Source organism: Ruegeria sp. O5, from assembly GCF_056535105.1.
Genome location: NZ_JBQERN010000010.1, coordinates 44,212 through 64,773, shown reverse-complemented (window position 1 = coordinate 64,773; position 20,562 = coordinate 44,212). Strand labels below are relative to the sequence as shown.

Sequence of the window (20,562 nt, the reverse complement as noted above, 5' to 3'; positions counted from 1 at the left end):
TTACAGGACTTGTCCGTGCTCCAGCCAGGCTCGATCGGCCGGTGTCACCATTTCGGACAGGCGCGCGTCGTATCGGGCCATGTCATCGGCGGTCAGCTTGCCCTCCCATTTGTTGCTGGTCCCGGACGAGAAGAACTGCGCGTAGTCCTGAAACGCGCTTTTGAAACCAGGCTGCTGCGAAGCGCGCCGGGCGTTTTCCTTCATTGAACCAAAGCTTGCGGCCTCAGCGATATCGTCGATCATTTCTGGTGCGATCTCGGTCCCCAAGATGTTTGCGATCCGCGCCGCCTGCCCCGGCAAATCGCGGCTGAGTTCCGCGTAATGCAGGAAATGAATGTTTGGCAGATGCCGGAACGCGCGGAATGAACGGTAATGGTGGAGGTATGAGGCCAGTGTCAGATCGTCGGTGCCCTTTGACGAGGCGGGCCGGTCCAGAAACATCGCGAAGGCTTCGGAAAGATCATCTGGAAACAGGTAGTCCAGCCAGTCGTCTTTCATGTTTTCCACATGGCGGCGCAGCGAGAAATGCACGTCAACCGGATGACGATGCACCACCAGATAGGTCGCATCCGGGGAATAGGTGATCCCGTCCAATGGCGTGTGGGTCTTGATGCATCGCCTGTGCGTTTGTGCGGCAAGTATTCTGTCCTGCTCCTCACGATTTCTGAAACCGCAATCCAGCCAGGGTGAGACCGCGTTGTTGTACACGGCTGGATCCGCGGTTTTGGTGATCAGCATTCGTACCAGCGTCTGCGTCCACGTGGTGCCGCATTTGGGAGGCGTGCAGACAAAGATGTCGTCGGGACGGATTATGAAGTCGGACCAGATATCGGTATTCGTGACTTCACCGACATAATCCTTGGTGCGTTGCGGCAATGGTTGACTCATGACCAAACTCCAAAACTGACCCCGACCTTTGGACGCTACACCAAGTGGCCAGATGCTCAAAGCGTTTGCCTTGACTCGCAGAGCCCAGAGGCGTAGATGACCGCCAAACATCCGGAAGCGTCTTGATCTTCCGGTCCCTTGAGTCGTTCAGGGATCGCCCCCCACCAGCGAGTTTCGCCCGTGGGGGCGTTTGTGCATTTAACCGACGCATCCTATCTAGGACGCGCCACCAGATAACCGGCTAAGGAGGCCGAAGGCATGTTTGAAAATCTATCCGAACGCCTTTCCGGCGTCTTTGATCGGCTGACCAAACAGGGTGCCCTGTCTGAAGAAGACGTCAAGACCGCCCTGCGCGAGGTCCGTGTTGCCCTGCTCGAGGCCGACGTCTCGCTGCCGGTGGCGCGTGAATTCGTCAAGAAGGTGCAGGACCAGGCGACCGGTCAGGCGGTGACCAAGTCGATCACCCCCGGTCAGCAGGTCGTCAAGATCGTGCATGACGCGCTGGTCGATACCCTGCGCGGCGAGGAAGACCCCGGCAAGCTGAAGATCGACAACCCGCCCGCCCCGATCCTGATGGTCGGTTTGCAGGGTTCGGGTAAGACCACCACCACCGGTAAACTGGCCAAGCGCCTGAAAGAGAAAGAGGGCAAGAAAGTCCTGATGGCCTCGCTCGACGTTTATCGCCCGGCGGCGATGGACCAGCTGGCGGTTCTGGGCGCGCAGGTCGGCGTTGATACGCTGCCGATTGTACCGGGCCAGAAACCCGTCGACATTGCCAAGCGCGCCAAGCAGCAGGCCACATTGGGCGGCTATGACGTCTACATGCTGGATACCGCCGGTCGCCTGCATATCGACGAAGTGCTGATGGACGAGGTCGAGCAGGTCCGCAACGCGGTTGACCCGCGCGAAACCCTGCTGGTGGTTGACGGCCTGACCGGTCAGGTCGCCGTTGAGGTGGCCGAAGAATTCGACGCCAAGGTCGGTATCTCGGGCGTGGTCCTGACCCGGATGGACGGGGACGGGCGCGGTGGTGCGGCGCTGTCTATGCGCGCGGTGACTGGCAAGCCTATTCGCTTTGTCGGTCTGGGCGAGAAGATGGACGCGCTGGAGACCTTTGAGCCGGACCGGATCGCCGGACGTATTCTGGGCATGGGCGACATCGTTGCCCTGGTCGAAAAAGCCCAGGAAACGATGGAGATGGAACAGACCGAGCGCATGATGAAGCGCATGGTCAAAGGTCAGTTCAACATGAATGACCTGAAGATGCAGCTGGAACAGATGATCCAGATGGGCGGCATGCAGGGCATGATGGGCATGATGCCGGGCATGGGCAAAATGGCCAAGCAGATGGATCAGGCGGGTCTGGACGACAAGATCCTGCGCCAGCAGATCGCCTTGATCCAGTCCATGACCAAACGCGAACGCGCCAACCCGCAGCTGCTGCAAGCCAGCCGCAAGAAACGGATTGCAGCCGGTTCGGGAATGGAGGTCAGCGACCTCAACAAGCTGCTCAAGATGCACCGGCAGATGTCGGACATGATGAAAAAGATGGGCAAGATGGGCAAAGGCAAGATGCTGAAACAGGCCATGAAGGGCATGTTCGGCAAAGGCGGCCCCAGCCCCGAAGACATGGCAGCCGGCATGGACCCCAAGGCACTGGAACAGGCGGCCAAGGCGATGGGCGGCAAGATGCCCGGCGGTCTGCCCGGCCTGGGCGGTGGCATGGGGCTGCCACAGGGCCTGAGCGGGTTTGGCAAGAAGAAGTAATGAACGCCATCGCCCAACATATCCCCCGGCTTGAAACCGAGCGCCTGATCCTGCGCGCGCCGTCCGAGGCTGATCTGGACGCCGATACCGCGTTTTTCGCCAGCGATGCGGCGAAGTTCGTCGGCGGGCCACTGCGCCGGGATGAGGTCTGGCGACTGATCGCTTCGCTGCTGGGCCACTGGTCCCTGCGCGGTTACGGGTTCTGGAGCGCCGAGGAAAAAGCCTCGGGCAGTTATGTCGGGCGGATCGGGCTTTGGTGCCCCGAAGGCTGGCCCGAACCCGAGATCGGCTGGACGCTGATGAACCATGCCACCGGCAAGGGGTACGCGACCGAGGCGGCACTGGCCGCGCGGTCTTATGCGTATGATGTTCTGGGGTGGGAGACGGCGATCTCGTTAATTGATCTGGACAATCATGCCAGCAAGGCGGTGGCGAAACGGCTGGGCGCGCAGTTCGAGTATCACTATGACCACCCCAAATTCGGCAGGTCCGAAATCTGGCGGCACCCCGCGCCTGCCGATCTGGTGAATGGCGGGATGGAGGCCTACGCATGACCGCGTTCACCATCCCCACCGTTGAAACCGAACGCCTGATCCTGCGCGCGCCGCATCTGGATGATCTGCCTGCGCTGACCGCATTCTTTGCAACCGAGCGCAGCCATATGGTAGGCGGCCCCCGGGACGCGCTGGAAAGCTGGGGCATGTTGGCCAGACGCCTTGGGCACTGGGCGTTGAAAGGATTTGGCCTTTGGCACCTGACCGAGAAATCCAGCGGTCGGTTCGCAGGCGGCGTCGGCCTGATTGACGCCCCCGGCTGGGACGAGCCTGAACTGGGCTGGACCGTGATGGAAGATTTCGAAGGCAAAGGCTTTGCCTACGAGGCGGCGCTTGCCGCCCGGTCCTATGCGGCGCGGCATCAGGGCCTGAACGGGGTGATTTCGTATATCGCCCACGAAAACGACCGTTCGCGCGCTTTGGCCGAGCGGTTGGGTGCAACGCTGGAGCGTGACAATGCCGAACTGCTGGGCCAGTCCTGCCAGGTGTGGCGGCACCCCAAGATTGACGTTTCGACAGCCGAAAGGACCGGCCAATGAACAACCCCGTGACACGCGCGGCTGCATTGCTGAAAGAGCATCGCGAAAGCATCGACCGGCTGGATGCGATCCTTGTCTATACGCTGGGCGAGCGGTTCAAACACACACAGGCCGTTGGCAAGCTCAAGGCCGAACACAACCTTCCCCCGTCCGATCCCTCGCGTGAGGCCACGCAGATCGCACGGCTTGAAGACCTGGCGAAAGAGGCCGATCTGGACCCCGATTTCGCCAAAGCTTTTCTGAATTTCATCATTCAGGAAGTCATCCGACACCACAGGAAACACCAAGGGTGAACCAGAGGTTCAGCAAGTTGAAAGTGAACCAGAGGTTCAAAAAACACCAGAATTAACCGGAAAAGACACCGGCCAATCAAATACACGCCTCCGGCGTGATGCCATTCAAAGGAGATACCACCATGGCAATGAAAATTCGTCTCGCCCGCGCAGGCTCGAAAAAACGTCCGTTTTACCGCATCGTGGCGGCTGACAGCCGGATGCCGCGCGACGGCCGTTTCATCGAGAAACTGGGCACCTACAACCCGCTGCTGCCGAAAGACAGCGAAGAGCGTGTGAAAATGGACATGGAACGCGTTCAGCACTGGCTGGATCAGGGCGCCCAGCCCACCGATCGTATCGCGCGTATGCTGGAAGCAGCCGGCACCCGTGACAAAGCCGAGCGCAACAACCCCAACAAGGGTACCCCGGGCAAGAAAGCTCAGGAACGCGCGGAAGAGAAAGCTGCAAAGGCTGCGGAAGCTGCCGAAGCGGCTGCTGCACCGGCTGAAGAAGCGGCTGCAGAAGAATAAGCAGGCCGAAGCGTGCGGGATCAGACCTTTACTGACGCATTTCGCACGCAGTTCGATCTGTTGTTGCGGCTCCGACGCGATGTGCGCCGGTTCCGCGGCGACGCGGTAGACGAGGCAGTGCTTTCGCGCTGCCTCGACGCGTTTCGGCTGGCCCCGTCGGTGGGGTTGAGCGAGCCGTGGCGCGTGATCCGCGTCGAAAGCGCGGCGGCCCGGGCTGCGGCGCTAAGGAATTTCCAAACCGCCAATGATGACGCCCTGGCGGGCTATTCCGGCGACAGGGCGCAGCTTTACAGCCGCCTGAAACTGTCGGGGATGCAGGAAGCGCCGGTGCAACTGGCCGTGTTCTGCGACGACAACACCGACAAGGGAATGGGTCTTGGCGCGGGCTCGATGCCCGAGATGCGGCGCTATTCCGTGGTCTCTGCCATCACCCTGTTCTGGCTGGCCCTGCGGGCCGAGGGGCTGGGGCTGGGCTGGGTATCCATTCTGGACCCCGAACAGATGGCGCGCGATCTGGATGTGCCGGACAACTGGCGTCTGATCGGGTATTTCTGTGTCGGATGGCCGGAACAAGTGTCCGACACCCCCGAACTTGAGCAGGTTGGCTGGGAAAACCGGGCCGACAGCCTGAAGATCGAAACAAGGTAGGGCCGCATGTTCGGATTGATACGCCTTCCCATTCTGCTGCTGATCGCCTTTATTGTGGGCGTGTTCTTTGAGCGCAACAATCAGCGCGAAGCCTGCGAAGGGCTTGGCGAGTGGAGAAACGGGATCTGTTTGACGACGGGGGCTGCCAATGAATGATCTGATCTGCGTCGGCAACGTCGCGGGGTCTTATGGTGTACGTGGTGAAGTGCGCCTGAAAAGCTTCTGCGCCGTTCCCGAAGATATCGAGGCGTATTCGCCACTGACGGATGAAACCGGCAAGGAACGCTATCCGGTGGTTCTGACGCGTACGATCAAGAACGGTTTTGCCGCCCGTCTTGGCGGGATTGAAACCAAGGAACAGGCGGATGCCCTGAACGGTTTGCGCCTGTTTGCGCGGCGCGATCAGTTGCCCTCGTTGCCTGATGACGAGTTCTACCACACAGACCTGATCGGGCTTGAGGTCTATGACACCGGCGGCACCCTACTGGGCAAGGTCAAATCCGTGCAGAACCACGGGGCCACGGACCTGCTGGAACTACACGGGCCGGGCCTGAAGGCGACGGTTCTTCTGCCGTTCACGATGCAGGTGGTGCCAACCGTCGATCTGGAACAGGGCCGCATCGTGGCCGACCCGCCCGAAGGCCTGATCTGATGCGACGTGTTCTGCTGCATCTGGGTTTTCACAAGACCGGCATGACGGCAGCACAGTCCTTTCTGCACGAAAACCGCGAGCTGATCTGGCCGCATTTCGCTCTGGTTCTTCCGTATAAGACCCGCAAGGCCGGGTTGAACGAAGCGGCCACGCGCCATTCGATCTATCGACTGGATGACACGCTGGCGGGTTTTGGCGGTCAGTTGCACAGTTTTTTCGACGGTCTGGATTTCGGAGTACGCCGGGGATTGATCCTGAGCGAAGAGAATTTTCTGGGCCTGCGCCCCAGCAGGAACAAAAGCGAAGGATACGGGGCGGCACCCGAACTGGCGGAAACGGTCGTCAGCGTGCTGCGCCGCCGTCTGATGGGCGAGGAAACCGACATCACCGTCTACCTGTCGTTACGCAATCGCGATGTGTGGTTGCGCAGCCTTTGGGCCCACGATCTTCAACTGTCGCGCATGGTTCAGGACCTGGACGGATTTTGCGCCGATCTTGCGCATCTGCCATCGCCACAGGACACGGCAGACCGGATCAGAGACCGGTTGCCAACTGTCACGGTACGGACCGCGTGGATGGAAGCGCTGAAAGGCCACCACCTTGGATTGGGCGCACCATTTGCCGAATTTCTCGACCTGCCACCCGGGAAATCTGCGCAGCTTGTGAAGCCTGTGCATGAAAGCCCTCAGCTGTCCGACGACGTTCTGAGGGAAATGCTGGCCCTGAACCGATCATCGCTGGACGAAGCCGCATTGATCACTCAGAAAAAGGCCCTGATTCGAACCGCCCAACATGAATTGGCCCGCCAGAAATGACTGACAAACCCGGCAAATCCTATGGTCGCAAGGCGATCCGGGCCACGCTGAAACCGCGTGAGCTGATGACACCCACCCCGGACCTGCATGGCGTCTGGAAAGCCAAGGTTATCACCCTGTTTCCAACCGCCTTTCCAGGCGTTCTGGGGGAAAGCCTGACCGGCAAGGCCCTGCAGGAGGGGTTGTGGCAGCTGGAAACCGTGGATTTGCGGCAATTCGGCGTCGGCAGGCATCGCAACGTGGATGACACGCCCGCCGGGGGCGGCGCTGGTATGGTTTTGCGGCCCGATGTGTTGGGCGAAGCCATCGAGCACACCATGTCGGGCATTCAGGGCAACTGGCCGCTGATTTACCTCAGCCCGCGCGGGCGGCGCATGGACCAGCGCATGATGCAGACCCTTGCACGCTGCGATGGCATGACCCTGCTGTGTGGCCGGTTCGAAGGCGTGGATGAGCGTGTGCTGGAGCATTACGGTGTGCAGGAGGTCTCGTTGGGGGATTTCGTGATGACCGGCGGTGAAATTGCAGCACAGGCCCTGATCGATGCCACGGTGCGCCTGATCCCCGGCGTTCTGGGCAATCAGGCCTCGACCGAAGAGGAAAGCTTTTCCTCGGGCCTGCTGGAGCATCCGCAGTACACCCGCCCTGCGGATTGGAAAGGCCGCCCGATACCTGAGGTTCTGATGTCGGGCCACCACGGCCGCATCGCCGAATGGCGTCACAAGATGGCTGAGGACATTACCCGCGAGCGGCGCCCGGATATCTGGGCCGACTATGCAAAATCCCGATCGGATTCGTCTGAGTGACAGGCCGGATTGTTGCGCACTTGCCGCAGGTCTAGTGTGCGCAACGCCTTTGGGGAAGAGCGGGAGCGCCGGTTGGACCATCTGGTTGGCGGCGGCACTATGGAAACCTACGGCGCACCAAAGACCTAACCCCCGGCCTTCCATCTGGCCCAGACGTCTGGTGTGCCGTTGAAGGTGTTGATGTCTACCCGGCCCTGAACGCCCGGCACCAGACCGGTGCCGGTATATTGCCAGAACCGCCAGACCGCGCGGGGATAGACAGTGCGGGGGTGGCCCGCAACCGATCTCAGCCAGAACTCGGTCTTGGGCAGGCGCCCGATATCGGTGTCTTCAAAGAAATCCACCGTGGTATAGACGATCGGGCGGCGGCCATAATGTCGTTCGAGAATGTCCAGAAAACGCTGCGCCTCGGCGCGGACGGTTCTGCCATCAGGGCGCAGCGTGCAAGTCTTGGAATGCGGCGTCCATTCCATATCCAGCACATGCGGCAGGTCTGCCCCTTTGGGCACGTTCTGGATGAACCAGCGGGCCTGTTCCCGGGCCGAGCGGCAGAAATAATAATAGTGATAGGCGCCCCAGGGCACACCAGCCGACTGTGCGCCGCGGCGGTGATCATCGAACAGGGGATCGGCCACGTCGCCGCCTTCGGTCGCCTTCAGAAAAACAAAGCTGACGCCTGATGCCCGGGCCGTGCGCCAGTCAATCGGCCCCTGCCAGCGTGAAACGTCAAGGCCATGGATCGGGTATTGTCCGGGGTGACGCCCTTCCCAGTCATGGGGATCCGCGTCGCCAAAATCGGGGTAGATCACAAGCGGTGCTGTCCTGTCCACGCCCGGAACGGGTTCTACGGCCTGAGGTTTCGGGCCGCCCCGCCCGCAAGACATCAGCGCGACGGCCGTTATGGCCAGCATGAATGCCAATCGCATCATAGGGTCCTGTCTGAAATATCTGCTCATATTATTTGCCTCAGAATGCCTGATCTGGGCCGCTTGGCAACGCCTTACTTTCAGGCTGGCGGATTCCTACCGGCGCCTTGGGCAAGACAGGGCGTTTTTCCCTTGATCCCTGCCGGCAATACCCTTAAACGACCGCAATCCGGTGCCGCGTTCTGCGACTCCGGTGTTTTGGTTTGCACCATGGCGTGACGTCCCGCTTTCTTCGGCAGGGATGCGTCGGGTCAGGCCAGACCAAAGGAACATTCGATCTGACCTCTGGCGGGCTGTACGCAGGACCCGGTGAAGACCAAGAGCTCTCAGGCCGTGCCCAACTTCGTGGACCAACCACGAGCAGATAGGAGAAACTGCGATGGACCTGATCGCACAGCTTGAGGCGGAACAGATTGCCGCCCTGGGGAAAGACATCCCCGATTTCAAAGCCGGTGACACCATTCGTGTCGGCTATAAGGTGACCGAAGGGTCGCGCACCCGTGTGCAGAACTACGAAGGCGTCTGCATCGCGCGCAACAACGGCAGCGGCATTGCCGGTTCGTTCACCGTTCGCAAAATCTCGTTTGGCGAAGGCGTGGAGCGTGTGTTCCCGCTGTATTCGACCAATATCGACAGCATCACCGTTGTCCGCCGTGGTCGCGTTCGCCGCGCCAAACTGTACTATCTGCGCTCGCGTCGCGGTAAATCCGCACGTATCGCAGAGGTCACCAACTACAAGCCCAAAGCTGGCGCCGAAGCGTAAGGAGCGGAAAGATGAAAAAAGACATCCATCCCGATTATCACGTCATCGACGTCAAGATGACCGATGGCACCGTCGTTCAGATGAAATCCACCTGGGGCAGCGAAGGCGACCAGCTGGCACTGGAAATCGACCCTTCGGTACATCCTGCATGGACCGGTGGTTCGTCGCGCCTGTTGGACGCTGGCGGCCGCGTGTCGAAGTTCAAGAAGAAATACGAAGGCCTGGGTTTCTGAACCTTTGCCACAGTCTTTCAAAGGAAGGTCGCCAGCGGGCGGCCTTCTTTCGTTTCAGGCCCTTGCTTTCCCCGGTATCTGATCCTTGGGTTTCGTGAGTTCGGCCGCGTCGTGCAATGGCGGAACCGGACCGCGCAGCAACAGCAGCGCGATCACCAGCCCTATACAGGCCGCGATAGCAGCCATGAGCATCGCCGCATCAAACGCATTATCCCGCAGGTCCCGTAATGCTTTGGCCAGTGTTGAGCCTGTTGACGGGTCAAGTCCGGCAATCAACTGTTCCACCTGTGTTGCCGTGCCATGCGTCAGAGCACGCGCAAGGTCGCCGCGCTGTGCCGACCCGTCGGGTAGCGCCGCGATGACTTCGGACAGGCCGGAGCGGATGGTCAGGGATGCGGCCAGACCGCCGACAACCGATCCCATCGTGGCCCCGAAATACAGGAATGTGTTGATCACCCCGGACCCCTGTCCGACATGTTCGTCGGGCAGCAACCGAAGCCCGAGACGGGGCAGCAACGAAAAACAAATGCCGATGCCAACCCCCACAATGATCAGCTTCCACCAGATTTCAGCATAGCTGTCGATGTTCGAGGTTGTTGTCAAAAGCAGGAAGCCGCTGGCCATCAATCCCATTGCGACGGTCACCGGCCATTGAAAACTGTATGGCGCAAGCAGGCGCGGAGCGGTGACGGAAATGACAAACATGCTCAGGCTTAGCGGCAGTATCGCGACGCCTGCCTCAACCGGTGAATAGCCGAACGCGTCCGGGGATTGGACGAACACGTTGAAATAGATAAAGAAACAAAACAACGCAAATCCCACAAAGAACATCCCTGTTGCCGCCATAAGGTAGCGCGGGTGCCGGAAATAGCGGAACTCGACCAGCGGATCGTCGCTGCGCCGCGAGGTATAAACCAGACCGACAGCCGCCAAAGCGGCGACCCCCAAAGGAACAATGGTCAGGGCATTGTCCCATCCGCGCGCTTCACCGTTGCTGAGTGCGAATGACAATGGACCCAGAAGCAAGACAATGGCTATCGCCCCTGCGGTATCGAATTTCGCACCCTGAAGGCGCGTATCCGGGACATAGTTTTTCCTGCTGACCTGCAGGCCGATCACAAACGCAATGGCAAGCAATACAAGGTCCGTGGCGAATACCCCGCGCCAGCTCAGGAAGTTGGCAAAACTTCCTCCGACTATGGGCCCGACGCCTATCGCAAGGCCCACGATTGCGCCCCAAACACCGGTCACGCTGGCCCGTTGTTCCTCGGGCGTTGCGGCGGTCAGCAGGGACAATGAGGTGCCGAACAGGGCCGCCGCCCCCGCCCCCTGCGCGCCACGCCCAACCAGCAGCATCGCCGCGTTCTGTGAAAACAACACAGAAGCAGAGCCGCAGGCAAACACGATCATGCCAAAGAAAAAGACACCCATCTTGCCCGTGATGTCTCCAAGCCGACTTACAATCGTCACAAGGGTCGCGCTGGCCACTGTGTAGATCGCCATCACCCATTGCAGTCCCGAAGGTGTCAGGTCGAACTCGGCCTTCAGATATGGAAGGATGGTCGCAACAGCGGTTGTGTTGAAGCCAACGACCATCATGCAAATGGCCGTCATTGCAAGAACAACGCGTGAACCGCCTGAACTTTCCGCAGCAGTGTCCGGCATGCCAATGCCCCTTTCACCTGCCTTGAAGATGAACCGAAGAGGACCCCTGCAAAACCTGCAAGACCGTTCGGTGTAAATCTGTTTGGTATTTAACCAAATTTTCCGTCCCCCGCATAGTTTTCACGATCCGGCCCAATCGGCGCCACCGCGAAAGAACCCATTGGGCGGGCGATCTGTGCGTGTATGAATCAGGCAAAAGGCGCGATTGATTCCGACGCGGATCGTTGCAGGCAGCAGTTGGTGTATGCGTTCGGAAACAGGCACTGACGCGGTGATTTCGCCGCCAAAACCGCGATCGGCTAGCCGATCAAGGCAGACCACCCGACAGGCACCTTCGTGTAACCCGCGCACGGCGCTGTGTTTTCCAAAATAGAGTCCGATAATGCCCAAAAGCGCCGCTTGAGGTTCTTTTCATCGCAGTCGACACAACATATAGTGGGTGCCAACAACGTGTAGTCAAACACGGCAAGACTTGGGAATACAAGCATGGCACATATCATTGTGGTCGGGAACGAAAAAGGCGGCGCTGGCAAATCGACCGTGTCGATGCATGTGGCAACCGCATTGGCCCGACTGGGGCACAAGGTCAGCACGCTTGATCTGGATCTGCGGCAACGCAGCCTTGGACGGTATTTCGAGAACCGGAACAACTTTCTGAAAAGCGCGGGCCTGACGCTGCCCGGCCCCCGCCATCACGACCTGCCCGAGATCGATGCCAGCACGTTGAAGCCGGGCGAAAACATCTATGACCACCGCCTGTCTGCTGCCGTGTCGCAACTAGAAAGCGACAGTGACTTTATCCTGATCGACTGCCCCGGCTCCCATACACGCCTGAGCCAGGTGGCCCATTCGCTGGCCGACACGCTGATCACCCCTTTGAACGACAGCTTCATCGATTTTGACCTGCTGGCGCGGATTGATTCAAAGGGTGAGAAAATCCTTGGCCCGTCCGTCTATTCCGAGATGGTCTGGAACGCCCGGCAATTGCGGGCGCAGGCCGGGCTGAAGCCCATCGACTGGGTCGTTGTGCGCAACCGCGTCGGCACCCAGCGCATGGTCAACAAGGAAAAGATGCAGCGCGCGATCGAAATGCTGTCGCAGCGTATCGGCTTCCGCGTCGCGTCGGGCTTTTCCGAACGGGTGATCTTTCGCGAACTGTTTCCCCGCGGCCTGACCCTGCTGGACCTCAAGGATATTGGCGTCAAACAGCTGAACATCTCGAACATCGCAGCACGGCAGGAACTGCGCGACATGATGCGAGAGCTGAACCTGCCGGGTGTCGAAGTCGATTTCTGATCAGCTGTATTGGAGGCTGGGACGCGGACGAAGCGGATATCTATCGTCAATGAATATCGTTCTGGTGTGCGGGAACTCTTGGCACATCAATCGCCAAGGAACTGACCCATTTACATTCGTGGCCGTTACGAGCAGCGACGATCCGGTCTTCAACATGACTTGCCTCCCAAACAGCAACGCATTCCAATCCAAGGCACTCGCTCAGAAGCGCTGGCCGTTCCCAGCCTTGCTCCGCAAAATCTGAATGATAAAGCGAAAGAGCCCCGGAAACATTGTCCTGCTTGAAACGGTAGTCTTCCTTCATCACATCACTTCGAGGCTCAACCCAGCCAACTTTCAGCCAAAAACCTCTGCTAATAACGTCACGGTAGACAAAGGACTTGAACAATATCGGTAGGTGAATCAGATCTTTGATTGCCGGGCGCTCTGAGAAATATCCTTCAAAAACCGCGACGAAATACTCTTCCCCAAGTTGCCCATATGCCCAACAGTTTTCAGCTATTGGAATCTCAACTAACGCCCCAGCTTGCCAGCGCTGCCGTTTTGTAGCTTGGCCTCTTTGTGCTCGTAGAAAGTTATTCGTGCCCATGCTTCGTGCATCGCACGCTCAGCACCTATTCTCAATGTCAAAGAAGGCCTCAAACCAGCCCTTCGTTCAAGGCCTCACTGCCCTCGAACATCCGCTCCAACCCGCCGTTCTTGTCCGGCAGAACAAATGTGCTCCCTCACGGCTTTCAGCTTTGGAACCGCTGAACGGAATAGCCTCGGTTTCACTTGGAATCTGATGGCCCGCCGGGACTGTATACCGTGAACAGCTCTTTGGGTTCGTTCACCCCGCGCAGCATGTAGCGCCCGACCGAGATGAGGTCTTGCGCGCAGGGGCGTGCCGCGACCGCGACGTCGTCCGAGATCAGGATTCGCTGACCCAGCGACCGGTGCATTCCCGCGATGCGGGCGGCCTGATTGACGGCGGGGCCGATCACCGTGAAATCCAGCCGCGTCTCGGAGCCGATATTGCCATACAGGATTTCGCCGGAATGCAGGGCCAGCGTGAAATTCGCAACCGGCAGCCCCTGCGCCTGACGTCTGGCGTTCAATTCATCCATACGGGCTTGCAGCAAGGGCACCGCGCTGAGCGCGGCACGGGCGTCCTCGTCGATTTCGCCGACATCGAACATGGCCATCAGCCCATCGCCCATGAATTTCAGGATATTCCCACCCTTGTCGTGCACAACGCCCACGGCCACGGCTAGGTAATCATTGAGCATGTCGATGATCTCGTGACCCGGCAGGTCTTCTGACAGGTTGGTGAACCCTTCCAGATCGAAATTCCAGATCACCGCATCGATCTGCTGCAATGATCCGCGACGAATCTCACCCGACAGGACGCGGCGCCCGGCATCACGACCCAGATAGACCCGCATCAGGTCTTCGGTCAGGTTCTGGTTCTTGGCGGATTTAAGCGCCAGCCCCAGATGCGGCAATACCGCATGAATGTGCCTGAGATCGCTGTCATCAAACCCGGACGGCGCGTCGCTGGCCCAGGACATAAGGACGCCATCACTGACTTTTTTGGTACCGTCGGGGCGCCTCTTCCCCGACCCCTCATACGAGATGCCGGTGGCATAATAATCGGTCGCCCCAACCTCTCTCAGGTCGTTCAACAACGGAAATCGGCTGGGTTCATTATGGTCGACCAGTTTGACCCGGATTTCATCCAGATCCTCGTTCAGCAAGGCATAGAGCGGGCTTTGTTGCCACATCGGGCTGGGCGTATCTGTGTTTTCAAACTTCTCGGATTCACCGCCGGTGCTTTTGTACCAGCTATATCCGGTTCCGCCATAAACCGGGTGCAAGGTCGACTGCGCCGCATGAAACCGCATCAGCGGAATGCCCATATCGACCAGACTGGTGCAGAACCCTTCCAGCAACTCTTCCTGCCCGGCACCCTCAAGCCCCTTTTGGACCAACCAGTCGATCAGGGTGTGTGTGGATACCTTGGCAGGTTCAAATGACGTCATTTCAAATTCCGTATCAAGCATGACACACATCTGGGGACGGCAGGCACCAATTACCAGTGGTCAATCCGCGCCTGCCAACCGTCGCAACATCTGGCGCAGCAAGGCGGCATCTTTTTCGCTGAACAGACCCGACAGCCTGGCGTCATAGCTTGCGGCCACCCCGTACAAGTCGCGATACACGGCTTGCCCGGCTGGTGTCAGTGTCAGCCATTCCGCCCGACGATCAGCCTCGTCCCGTGTGCGTTTCAGGTATCGGCGCTCCTCGAGCTTGGCAACTGCACGGCTGATCTTGGTCTTGTGCATTCTGGCCCGTTCACCAATTTCCTTGGCGGTCATTTCGCCAAACAGCCCCAGATGGAACAGCACTCGCCATTCGGTTCTGAGCATTCCGTACCGCCCCTTGTAGACAGCCTGAAATTCCAACGAGGCGCGCTCGGCCGCCTGGTTCAGCAGGAACGGCAGAAAATTCTGCAGGAAAAAGTCATCATTTTTTTCAGATTCGTCATGTGTCATGCTTGTTAGTTACAAAATCAACTATTAACCGACAAGCAGCAAACGGAGGAATACGTAATGAACCGTCCGACGGATCCGCATTCATTGACGCAAGCAGCAACGCCTGTTGGTACCCACGCCGGTTACATGCCCGGCTTTGGCAACGACTTTGAAACCGAGGCGCTGCCCGATGCGCTGCCGCAGGGGATGAACAGCCCGCAAAGGTGCAACTACGGGCTTTACGGTGAACAGCTGAGCGGCACGGCCTTTACCGCCAACCCGCCTGAACGCACCTGGTGCTATCGTATTCGCCCGTCGGTAAAGCATTCGCACCGTTACGAAAAAATCGACTTGCCCTATTGGAAATCGGCCCCCTGCATCGACCCGGATGTGATCAGCCTGGGCCAGTATCGTTGGGATCCGGTGCCGCATTCCGACGAAGGTCTGAACTGGATGACCGGGATGCGGACCATGACGACGGCGGGGGACGTGAACACCCAGGTTGGCATGGCCTGCCATATCTATCTGGTCACCGAATCCATGGTCGACGACTATTTCTTCTCGGCCGATTCCGAGTTGCTGGTGGTGCCACAGGAAGGACGCCTGCGCTTTGCGACTGAACTGGGAATCATTGACCTTGAGCCCAAGGAAATCGCGATCATCCCGCGTGGACTGCTCTACCGGGTTGAAGTCCTGGAAGGCCCGGCACGCGGCTTTGTCTGCGAGAATTACGGCCAGAAGTTTGAACTGCCGGGTCGCGGTCCGATCGGGGCCAACTGCATGGCCAACCCGCGTGATTTCAAAGCTCCGGTCGCTGCCTATGAGGATCGTGAAACCCCGTCGACCGTGACGATCAAATGGTGTGGCCAGTTTCATACCACGAAAATCGGACACAGCCCGTTGGATGTGGTGGCGTGGCACGGCAACTATGCACCCTACAAATACGATCTGCGCAACTATTGCCCGGTTGGCGCGATCCTGTTTGACCATCCCGACCCGTCGATCTTTACCGTTCTGACGGCACCCTCTGGCCAGCCCGGCACCGCAAATATCGACTTTGTCCTGTTCCGCGAACGCTGGATGGTGATGGAGGATACGTTCCGCCCGCCCTGGTATCACAAGAACATCATGTCCGAGCTGATGGGCAACATCTACGGTCAATACGATGCGAAACCGCAGGGCTTCGTTCCCGGTGGCACCAGCCTGCACAACATGATGATCCCGCATGGCCCCGACAGGGAAGCCTTTGACAAGGCGTCCTATTCCAATCTGGGGCCGGAAAAGCTGGACCAGACGATGTCGTTCATGTTCGAAACCCGGTTCCCCCAGCACCTGACACCGTTTGCCGCCAATGAGGCACCGCTGCAGGACGACTATATCGACTGCTGGACATCGCTTGAGAAGAAGTTCGACGGCACACCGGGCAAGAAATGACCCTCAGACTGGGTTACCCAGACGGCACCCGTCCTGATGGCGATAAGCATTCCCATTCCGGTTGCAGGCGTACTGTCGCTGCAACCGGAAAGCAAAGACGGAGCCTTGGCAGCCGACCTGCTGCAACTGCGCCCGCTCTGGGCTTTGGCGCCTGTCTATTCGGGGTTATGATCGTTTCGAACCACGTACCAAATACAACAAATAGGGGCAAAATATGCCTTTGATGAAATCCTGGGTGGCCTCGGCCAATGATGCGGCGCATCCGTTTCCGCTAAACAACCTGCCTTACGGTGTCTTCTCGACCGAAGGAGATGATCCGCGCTGCGGCGTGGCCATCGGTGACATGATCCTCGACGTTACCGCCGCCGAAGCCGAAGGGTTAATCACCCTAAGCGATGAGCCGCTGTTCGATCTGCCGTTCTGGAACCCTTTGATGGAGGAAGGCCCCGCCGTCTGGGCGGCCCTGCGCGAGCGGCTGATCAGCCTTCTGGCCGAGGGCTCGGACGAGCAAAGCAAGATCGAACCGCTGCTTGTACCGCAGGCCGAAGCCCAGATGCACTTGCCCTTCGCGGTCAGCGAATACACCGATTTCTACGCCGGGCGAAACCATGCCTTCAACGTGGGCACCATGTTCCGTGGCCCGGAAAACGCGCTGCCGCCGAACTGGTTGCACATTCCGATTGGCTATAACGGACGGGCGTCCTCGGTCGTGGTGTCCGGCACGGATATCCGCCGCCCGTGGGGACAGCTGAAATCCCCCGATCAGGACCTGCCCGCCTTCCTGCCCTGCCGCCGCTTTGATATCGAGTTGGAGATGGGCGCCATCGTGGGCACGCCCTCGGATGGCCCGATAACCGTGCGGGAAGCTGACGACCATATCTTCGGCTACGTTCTGCTGAACGACTGGTCGGCGCGTGATATACAAGCCTGGGAATACCAGCCGCTGGGCCCGTTTCAGGCCAAGGCAACCGCAACCTCGATCAGCCCCTGGATCGTGACCAAGGCTGCACTCGAGCCGTTCCGCTGTGACACGCCAGCCCGCGAGTTCGCGCTGCTGGACCACCTCAAGGATTGCGGCCCGATGCTGTATGACATCGATTTGGCCGTCTCCATGGCACCCGAAGGCCAAGACGCCACGACCATCGCGCGAACCAACTACAACCAGATGTACTATTCCGCCGCGCAACAACTGGCCCACCACACCACATCGGGATGCCCGATGAACACGGGCGACCTGCTGGGGTCAGGCACCATATCCGGCCCAACCAAGCCCGAACGCGGATCACTTCTGGAACTCAGCTGGGGCGGGAAAGAGCCGCTGACGCTGGACACAGGTGAAACCCGAAGCTTCATCGAAGACGGCGACACGATGACCCTGACCGGCGCTGCCAGGGGCGACGGCTATACTATCGGGTTCGGCGACTGTACCGGCACCGTTCTGCCTGCACTCAACTCCCCATTCGAACGATGACGCACTGAGCTTCATCTTTTTCCAAATACTCCCGCCGGAGGCATCCAACCCCTGCCTTCCGCGCAACCGCAAAAGGACAAAACCAAGATGGCCAAAGCATTCGCGTCCCAGGGGGACATGTCGGAAAAGAAAATCTCGTTCACTGAAGTGGGCGAAGGACTTTATGCCTTTACCGCCGAGGGCGACCCGAACTCGGGTGTGATCATTGGCGATGACAGCGTGATGATCGTCGAGGCGCAGGCGACCCCGCGCCTGGCCAACAAGGTGATCGAATGCGTGCGGTCTGTGACCGACAAGCCGATCACCCATGTGGCGCTGACCCATTACCACGCAGTGCGGGTTTTGGGTGCCAGCGCTTTTGGCGCGCAACAGATCCTGATGTCCGACATGGCCCGCGCCATGGTGGTGGAACGCGGTCAGGAAGACTGGGACAGCGAATTCCAGCGCTTCCCGCGCCTGTTCGAAGGGCATGAAAGCATCCCCGGCCTGACCTGGCCCACCACCACATTCAGCGACACGATGACCGTTTATCTGGGCAATCGCCGGATCGACCTGATGCATCTGGGGCGCGCCCATACCGCCGGCGATATCGTCATCCACGTGCCAGACCAGAACGTGATGTTCACCGGCGACATCGTCGAATATCACTCGGCCTGCTATTGCGGTGACGGGCATTTCAACGACTGGGGCGACACGCTGGACGAGATCAAGTGGTTCGATGTCGACGCCATCGCACCGGGACGCGGCGATGCGCTGGTTGGCAAGGACATGGTCAATGCCGCCATCGAAAACACCCGCGATTTCGTCGAAAGTACCTACCGCCCGGCAGCCAAGGTTGCGGCGCGCGGTGGCAGCCTGAAAGAGGCATGGGATGCAGTCCGCGCCGAATGTGACCCGAAATTCGCCAGTTACGCGATCTACGAACACTGCCTGCCGTTCAACGTCGCCCGCGCCTATGACGAAGCCCGCGGTATCGACACGCCTCGCATCTGGACCGCCCAACGCGATCTTGAGATGTGGGAGGCCCTGCAAGGGTAAGGAAAAACGGCCCAGTTTGATCCAGATCGTTTTAGGCGGCGGGATTAAGTGAAACCATATGCCAAAGGCTTCGGCACGCGCTGCCGGGGCACAGGACACGCAGCACTTTGGCGCATCTGCTTGGGGGGAAGCCCATGAACAAGATCTTTGAAACTCCGCTTTACGGCTATGAACGCAGCCCCGATCAGGACAGCCCGACGCCGGTTCGGCACAAGGTTATCGTGATCGGCGCGGGCCCGGTTGGTCTTGCCGCCGCGATTGATCTGGCACAACAAGGGGTCGACGTCGTGGTTCTCGACGAGAACGACAAGGTCAGTTTCGGCAGCCGCGCCATCTGTTTCTCGCAACGCACGCTGGAGATTGCCGACCGGCTGGGATGCGGGCGCCGACTGGTCGACAAGGGCGTCCTGTGGGATCGGGGCAAGGTCTTCTTCGATGATCGACAGGTCTATGACTTCAACCTGCAACCGGATGAAGGTTATGCCAACCCTGCCTTCATCAACCTGCAGCAATACCATTTCGAGAACTACTTTGTTGAACGGGTCCGCGAGTTGCAGGCAGAAGGCGCACCGATTGAGATACGCGGGCGCAACAAGGTCGAGGCGATTGGCACGCATGACGATCACGTGCGGCTGGAGGTCGAGACGCCCGAAGGACCTTACACAATCGAAGCCGATTGGCTGATTGCCTGTGATGGCGCGACATCGCCCGCCCGGCGGATGTTGGGCATTGATTTCGAAGGACGGATTTTCGAAGACAACTTCCTGATTGCAGACGTGATCATGGATGCGGATTTTCCGTCTGAACGCTGGTTCTGGTTCGATCCGCCGTTCAATCGCGGGCAATCCGCGTTGTTGCACAAACAGCCCGACAATGTGTGGCGCATCGACTTGCAGCTGGGTTGGGATATCGACAAGGAACGCGAAAAGCGCCCCGAGAACGTGATCCCCCGCCTCAAGGCGATGCTGGGCGATGATGTCGAGTTTCAGCTTGAATGGGTCTCGATCTATACGTTCCAGTGCCGTCGCATGGAGAGCTTCCGCAAGGGGCGTGTTCTGTTTGCGGGTGACAGCGCGCATCAGGTCAGCCCCTTTGGCGCGCGCGGGGCCAATTCCGGCCTTCAGGACACCGACAACCTGTGCTGGAAACTGAAGCTGGTTCTGGATGGGAAAGCACCTGAAACTCTGCTGGACAGCTACAACGCCGAACGCGTGTACGGGGCGGACGAGAACATCCTGAATTCCAGCCGGTCGACCGATTTCATCACCCCGAAATCCGAGATGTCGCGGATCCTGCGCGATGCGGTACTGGACCTGAGCGAACATTACGACTTCGCCCGCCCGCTGGTGAATTCGGGCCGCCTGAGTCAGCCCTGCACCTATGACGGATCTTCGCTGAATTCTGCGGACGCGCTGAACGGCCCCGCCGGAACGCGACCGGGTTCGGCCTGCCCCGACGCTCCGCTTGGTGACGAATTTCTGCTGCCCAAGCTTGCAGGCAAGTTCACGCTTTTGACCATCGATGCAGACGCCCCTGATACCCTGGAAGAAGATGGGATCGAGGTCACGCGACTGGCGCTGTCGGTCAAGGATGATATGACGCTGGCCCTCAAACGCCGCTATCTGGGTGACGCGACCAGCGCTGTCTACCTGATCCGGCCGGACCAACATGTGGCGGCCCGGCGAGACAGTTACGAAGAAAACACCTTCCGGCACGCGATCCGCAGAGCCTGCGGTAAGGAGTAAGCCC

At 59.4% G+C, this 20,562-nt stretch carries 24 protein-coding genes; 18 read left to right on the top strand and 6 right to left on the bottom strand.

The window, feature by feature from the left end; genetic code table 11:
* Positions 1-888, bottom strand: coding sequence for a sulfotransferase domain-containing protein (locus ACR0M3_RS13435; RefSeq protein ID WP_480487187.1), 888 nt, complete (start codon positions 886-888; stop codon positions 1-3).
* Between the two features lie 258 nt (positions 889-1,146).
* Here ACR0M3_RS13435 and ffh point away from each other — a divergent pair, with 258 nt between their 5' ends.
* The 10 genes from ffh (at position 1,147) to trmD (ending at position 7,474) form a co-directional block, all read left to right on the top strand.
* Positions 1,147-2,655, top strand: a complete 1,509-nt coding sequence (gene ffh, locus ACR0M3_RS13430) for a signal recognition particle protein (RefSeq protein WP_209506127.1) — start codon at positions 1,147-1,149, stop codon at positions 2,653-2,655.
* Complete coding sequence (locus tag ACR0M3_RS13425) at positions 2,655-3,209, top strand: GNAT family N-acetyltransferase (protein ID WP_480538741.1); 555 nt, start codon at positions 2,655-2,657, stop codon at positions 3,207-3,209. Before ffh ends, ACR0M3_RS13425 begins: the two co-directional genes overlap by 1 nt.
* Positions 3,206-3,748 carry a GNAT family N-acetyltransferase gene (locus tag ACR0M3_RS13420; RefSeq protein ID WP_267365321.1) on the top strand — a complete coding sequence of 181 codons (543 nt, stop codon included), beginning with the start codon at positions 3,206-3,208 and terminating at the stop codon, positions 3,746-3,748. Before ACR0M3_RS13425 ends, ACR0M3_RS13420 begins: the two co-directional genes overlap by 4 nt.
* The gene (locus ACR0M3_RS13415; RefSeq protein WP_209506121.1) at positions 3,745-4,041 is read left to right on the top strand and encodes a chorismate mutase; all 297 of its coding nucleotides are present in this window, start codon (positions 3,745-3,747) and stop codon (positions 4,039-4,041) included. The genes ACR0M3_RS13420 and ACR0M3_RS13415 overlap by 4 nt, the downstream gene beginning before the upstream one ends.
* A 122-nt stretch (positions 4,042-4,163) precedes the next feature.
* The gene (rpsP, locus tag ACR0M3_RS13410) at positions 4,164-4,553 is read left to right on the top strand and encodes a 30S ribosomal protein S16 (RefSeq protein ID WP_209506119.1); all 390 of its coding nucleotides are present in this window, start codon (positions 4,164-4,166) and stop codon (positions 4,551-4,553) included.
* A gap of 12 nt (positions 4,554-4,565) precedes the next feature.
* Complete coding sequence (bluB, locus tag ACR0M3_RS13405) at positions 4,566-5,201, top strand: 5,6-dimethylbenzimidazole synthase (protein ID WP_480911285.1); 636 nt, start codon at positions 4,566-4,568, stop codon at positions 5,199-5,201.
* A gap of 6 nt (positions 5,202-5,207) precedes the next feature.
* Positions 5,208-5,357: a hypothetical protein gene (locus ACR0M3_RS13400; protein WP_209506115.1), complete on the top strand. Its 150-nt coding sequence runs from the start codon at positions 5,208-5,210 to the stop codon at positions 5,355-5,357.
* Positions 5,350-5,853 carry a ribosome maturation factor RimM gene (gene rimM, locus ACR0M3_RS13395; RefSeq protein ID WP_480911283.1) on the top strand — a complete coding sequence of 168 codons (504 nt, stop codon included), beginning with the start codon at positions 5,350-5,352 and terminating at the stop codon, positions 5,851-5,853. The genes ACR0M3_RS13400 and rimM overlap by 8 nt, the downstream gene beginning before the upstream one ends.
* Positions 5,853-6,668, top strand: coding sequence for a hypothetical protein (locus ACR0M3_RS13390; RefSeq protein ID WP_480911281.1), 816 nt, complete (start codon positions 5,853-5,855; stop codon positions 6,666-6,668). Before rimM ends, ACR0M3_RS13390 begins: the two co-directional genes overlap by 1 nt.
* On the top strand, positions 6,665-7,474 hold the full coding sequence (trmD, locus tag ACR0M3_RS13385; RefSeq protein WP_480586479.1) for a tRNA (guanosine(37)-N1)-methyltransferase TrmD: 810 nt from the start codon (positions 6,665-6,667) through the stop codon (positions 7,472-7,474). Before ACR0M3_RS13390 ends, trmD begins: the two co-directional genes overlap by 4 nt.
* A 125-nt stretch (positions 7,475-7,599) precedes the next feature.
* Here the strand turns inward: trmD and ACR0M3_RS13380 are convergent, their stop codons facing one another.
* Positions 7,600-8,400 (bottom strand): glycoside hydrolase family 25 protein, encoded by an 801-nt coding sequence (locus tag ACR0M3_RS13380; RefSeq protein WP_480487199.1) that lies wholly within the window; start codon positions 8,398-8,400, stop codon positions 7,600-7,602.
* A 379-nt stretch (positions 8,401-8,779) separates the two neighbouring features.
* Here ACR0M3_RS13380 and rplS point away from each other — a divergent pair, with 379 nt between their 5' ends.
* Together rplS and rpmE are read left to right on the top strand one after the other, a co-directional pair.
* A complete protein-coding gene (gene rplS, locus ACR0M3_RS13375; protein ID WP_267366771.1) occupies positions 8,780-9,163 on the top strand; it encodes a 50S ribosomal protein L19 in 384 nt (127 codons plus the stop codon).
* 11 nt (positions 9,164-9,174) lie between these two features.
* Positions 9,175-9,396, top strand: a complete 222-nt coding sequence (gene rpmE / locus ACR0M3_RS13370) for a 50S ribosomal protein L31 (protein WP_267366773.1) — start codon at positions 9,175-9,177, stop codon at positions 9,394-9,396.
* Between the two features lie 54 nt (positions 9,397-9,450).
* Here rpmE and ACR0M3_RS13365 read toward each other — a convergent pair whose 3' ends face one another.
* On the bottom strand, positions 9,451-11,061 hold the full coding sequence (locus ACR0M3_RS13365) for an MFS transporter (RefSeq protein ID WP_480911279.1): 1,611 nt from the start codon (positions 11,059-11,061) through the stop codon (positions 9,451-9,453).
* A gap of 486 nt (positions 11,062-11,547) precedes the next feature.
* On the opposite strand from ACR0M3_RS13365, the gene ACR0M3_RS13360 reads away from it, so the two are divergent.
* Positions 11,548-12,357, top strand: a complete 810-nt coding sequence (locus ACR0M3_RS13360; RefSeq protein ID WP_480483795.1) for a division plane positioning ATPase MipZ — start codon at positions 11,548-11,550, stop codon at positions 12,355-12,357.
* 46 nt (positions 12,358-12,403) lie between these two features.
* Here ACR0M3_RS13360 and ACR0M3_RS13355 read toward each other — a convergent pair whose 3' ends face one another.
* From ACR0M3_RS13355 to ACR0M3_RS13345, 3 genes are all read right to left on the bottom strand, one after another.
* Positions 12,404-12,946 carry a hypothetical protein gene (locus ACR0M3_RS13355; RefSeq protein WP_480487205.1) on the bottom strand — a complete coding sequence of 181 codons (543 nt, stop codon included), beginning with the start codon at positions 12,944-12,946 and terminating at the stop codon, positions 12,404-12,406.
* 181 nt (positions 12,947-13,127) lie between these two features.
* On the bottom strand, positions 13,128-14,378 hold the full coding sequence (locus ACR0M3_RS13350; RefSeq protein ID WP_480911278.1) for an adenylate/guanylate cyclase domain-containing protein: 1,251 nt from the start codon (positions 14,376-14,378) through the stop codon (positions 13,128-13,130).
* A gap of 60 nt (positions 14,379-14,438) precedes the next feature.
* Positions 14,439-14,891: a MarR family winged helix-turn-helix transcriptional regulator gene (locus ACR0M3_RS13345; RefSeq protein ID WP_480911276.1), complete on the bottom strand. Its 453-nt coding sequence runs from the start codon at positions 14,889-14,891 to the stop codon at positions 14,439-14,441.
* A 57-nt stretch (positions 14,892-14,948) separates the two neighbouring features.
* On the opposite strand from ACR0M3_RS13345, the gene hmgA reads away from it, so the two are divergent.
* The 5 genes from hmgA (at position 14,949) to ACR0M3_RS13320 (ending at position 20,558) form a co-directional block, all read left to right on the top strand.
* A complete protein-coding gene (gene hmgA, locus ACR0M3_RS13340; RefSeq protein WP_267365046.1) occupies positions 14,949-16,304 on the top strand; it encodes a homogentisate 1,2-dioxygenase in 1,356 nt (451 codons plus the stop codon).
* Positions 16,305-16,340: 36 nt separating this feature from the next.
* The gene (locus tag ACR0M3_RS13335) at positions 16,341-16,475 is read left to right on the top strand and encodes a hypothetical protein (protein WP_480911274.1); all 135 of its coding nucleotides are present in this window, start codon (positions 16,341-16,343) and stop codon (positions 16,473-16,475) included.
* Positions 16,476-16,518: 43 nt separating this feature from the next.
* On the top strand, positions 16,519-17,775 hold the full coding sequence (fahA, locus tag ACR0M3_RS13330) for a fumarylacetoacetase (protein WP_480911272.1): 1,257 nt from the start codon (positions 16,519-16,521) through the stop codon (positions 17,773-17,775).
* A gap of 87 nt (positions 17,776-17,862) precedes the next feature.
* Positions 17,863-18,813, top strand: a complete 951-nt coding sequence (locus tag ACR0M3_RS13325) for an MBL fold metallo-hydrolase (RefSeq protein ID WP_480911270.1) — start codon at positions 17,863-17,865, stop codon at positions 18,811-18,813.
* Positions 18,814-18,947: 134 nt separating this feature from the next.
* Positions 18,948-20,558, top strand: a complete 1,611-nt coding sequence (locus ACR0M3_RS13320) for an FAD-dependent oxidoreductase (RefSeq protein WP_480911268.1) — start codon at positions 18,948-18,950, stop codon at positions 20,556-20,558.
* The last annotated feature ends 4 nt before the right edge of the window (positions 20,559-20,562 follow it).

Bases quoted from the DNA above. Each gene is read 5' to 3' on its own strand.
- ACR0M3_RS13435 (WP_480487187.1), bottom strand. From the start codon at position 888: ATGAGTCAACCATTGCCGCAACGCACCAAGGATTATGTCGGTGAAGTC.
- ffh (WP_209506127.1), top strand. From the start codon at position 1,147: ATGTTTGAAAATCTATCCGAACGCCTTTCCGGCGTCTTTGATCGGCTG.
- ACR0M3_RS13425 (WP_480538741.1), top strand. From the start codon at position 2,655: ATGAACGCCATCGCCCAACATATCCCCCGGCTTGAAACCGAGCGCCTG.
- ACR0M3_RS13420 (WP_267365321.1), top strand. From the start codon at position 3,206: ATGACCGCGTTCACCATCCCCACCGTTGAAACCGAACGCCTGATCCTG.
- ACR0M3_RS13415 (WP_209506121.1), top strand. From the start codon at position 3,745: ATGAACAACCCCGTGACACGCGCGGCTGCATTGCTGAAAGAGCATCGC.
- rpsP (WP_209506119.1), top strand. From the start codon at position 4,164: ATGGCAATGAAAATTCGTCTCGCCCGCGCAGGCTCGAAAAAACGTCCG.
- ACR0M3_RS13400 (WP_209506115.1), top strand. From the start codon at position 5,208: ATGTTCGGATTGATACGCCTTCCCATTCTGCTGCTGATCGCCTTTATT.
- rimM (WP_480911283.1), top strand. From the start codon at position 5,350: ATGAATGATCTGATCTGCGTCGGCAACGTCGCGGGGTCTTATGGTGTA.
- ACR0M3_RS13390 (WP_480911281.1), top strand. From the start codon at position 5,853: ATGCGACGTGTTCTGCTGCATCTGGGTTTTCACAAGACCGGCATGACG.
- trmD (WP_480586479.1), top strand. From the start codon at position 6,665: ATGACTGACAAACCCGGCAAATCCTATGGTCGCAAGGCGATCCGGGCC.
- ACR0M3_RS13380 (WP_480487199.1), bottom strand. From the start codon at position 8,400: ATGCGATTGGCATTCATGCTGGCCATAACGGCCGTCGCGCTGATGTCT.
- rplS (WP_267366771.1), top strand. From the start codon at position 8,780: ATGGACCTGATCGCACAGCTTGAGGCGGAACAGATTGCCGCCCTGGGG.
- rpmE (WP_267366773.1), top strand. From the start codon at position 9,175: ATGAAAAAAGACATCCATCCCGATTATCACGTCATCGACGTCAAGATG.
- ACR0M3_RS13365 (WP_480911279.1), bottom strand. From the start codon at position 11,061: ATGCCGGACACTGCTGCGGAAAGTTCAGGCGGTTCACGCGTTGTTCTT.
- ACR0M3_RS13360 (WP_480483795.1), top strand. From the start codon at position 11,548: ATGGCACATATCATTGTGGTCGGGAACGAAAAAGGCGGCGCTGGCAAA.
- ACR0M3_RS13355 (WP_480487205.1), bottom strand. From the start codon at position 12,946: ATGGGCACGAATAACTTTCTACGAGCACAAAGAGGCCAAGCTACAAAA.
- ACR0M3_RS13350 (WP_480911278.1), bottom strand. From the start codon at position 14,378: ATGACGTCATTTGAACCTGCCAAGGTATCCACACACACCCTGATCGAC.
- ACR0M3_RS13345 (WP_480911276.1), bottom strand. From the start codon at position 14,891: ATGACACATGACGAATCTGAAAAAAATGATGACTTTTTCCTGCAGAAT.
- hmgA (WP_267365046.1), top strand. From the start codon at position 14,949: ATGAACCGTCCGACGGATCCGCATTCATTGACGCAAGCAGCAACGCCT.
- ACR0M3_RS13335 (WP_480911274.1), top strand. From the start codon at position 16,341: ATGGCGATAAGCATTCCCATTCCGGTTGCAGGCGTACTGTCGCTGCAA.
- fahA (WP_480911272.1), top strand. From the start codon at position 16,519: ATGCCTTTGATGAAATCCTGGGTGGCCTCGGCCAATGATGCGGCGCAT.
- ACR0M3_RS13325 (WP_480911270.1), top strand. From the start codon at position 17,863: ATGGCCAAAGCATTCGCGTCCCAGGGGGACATGTCGGAAAAGAAAATC.
- ACR0M3_RS13320 (WP_480911268.1), top strand. From the start codon at position 18,948: ATGAACAAGATCTTTGAAACTCCGCTTTACGGCTATGAACGCAGCCCC.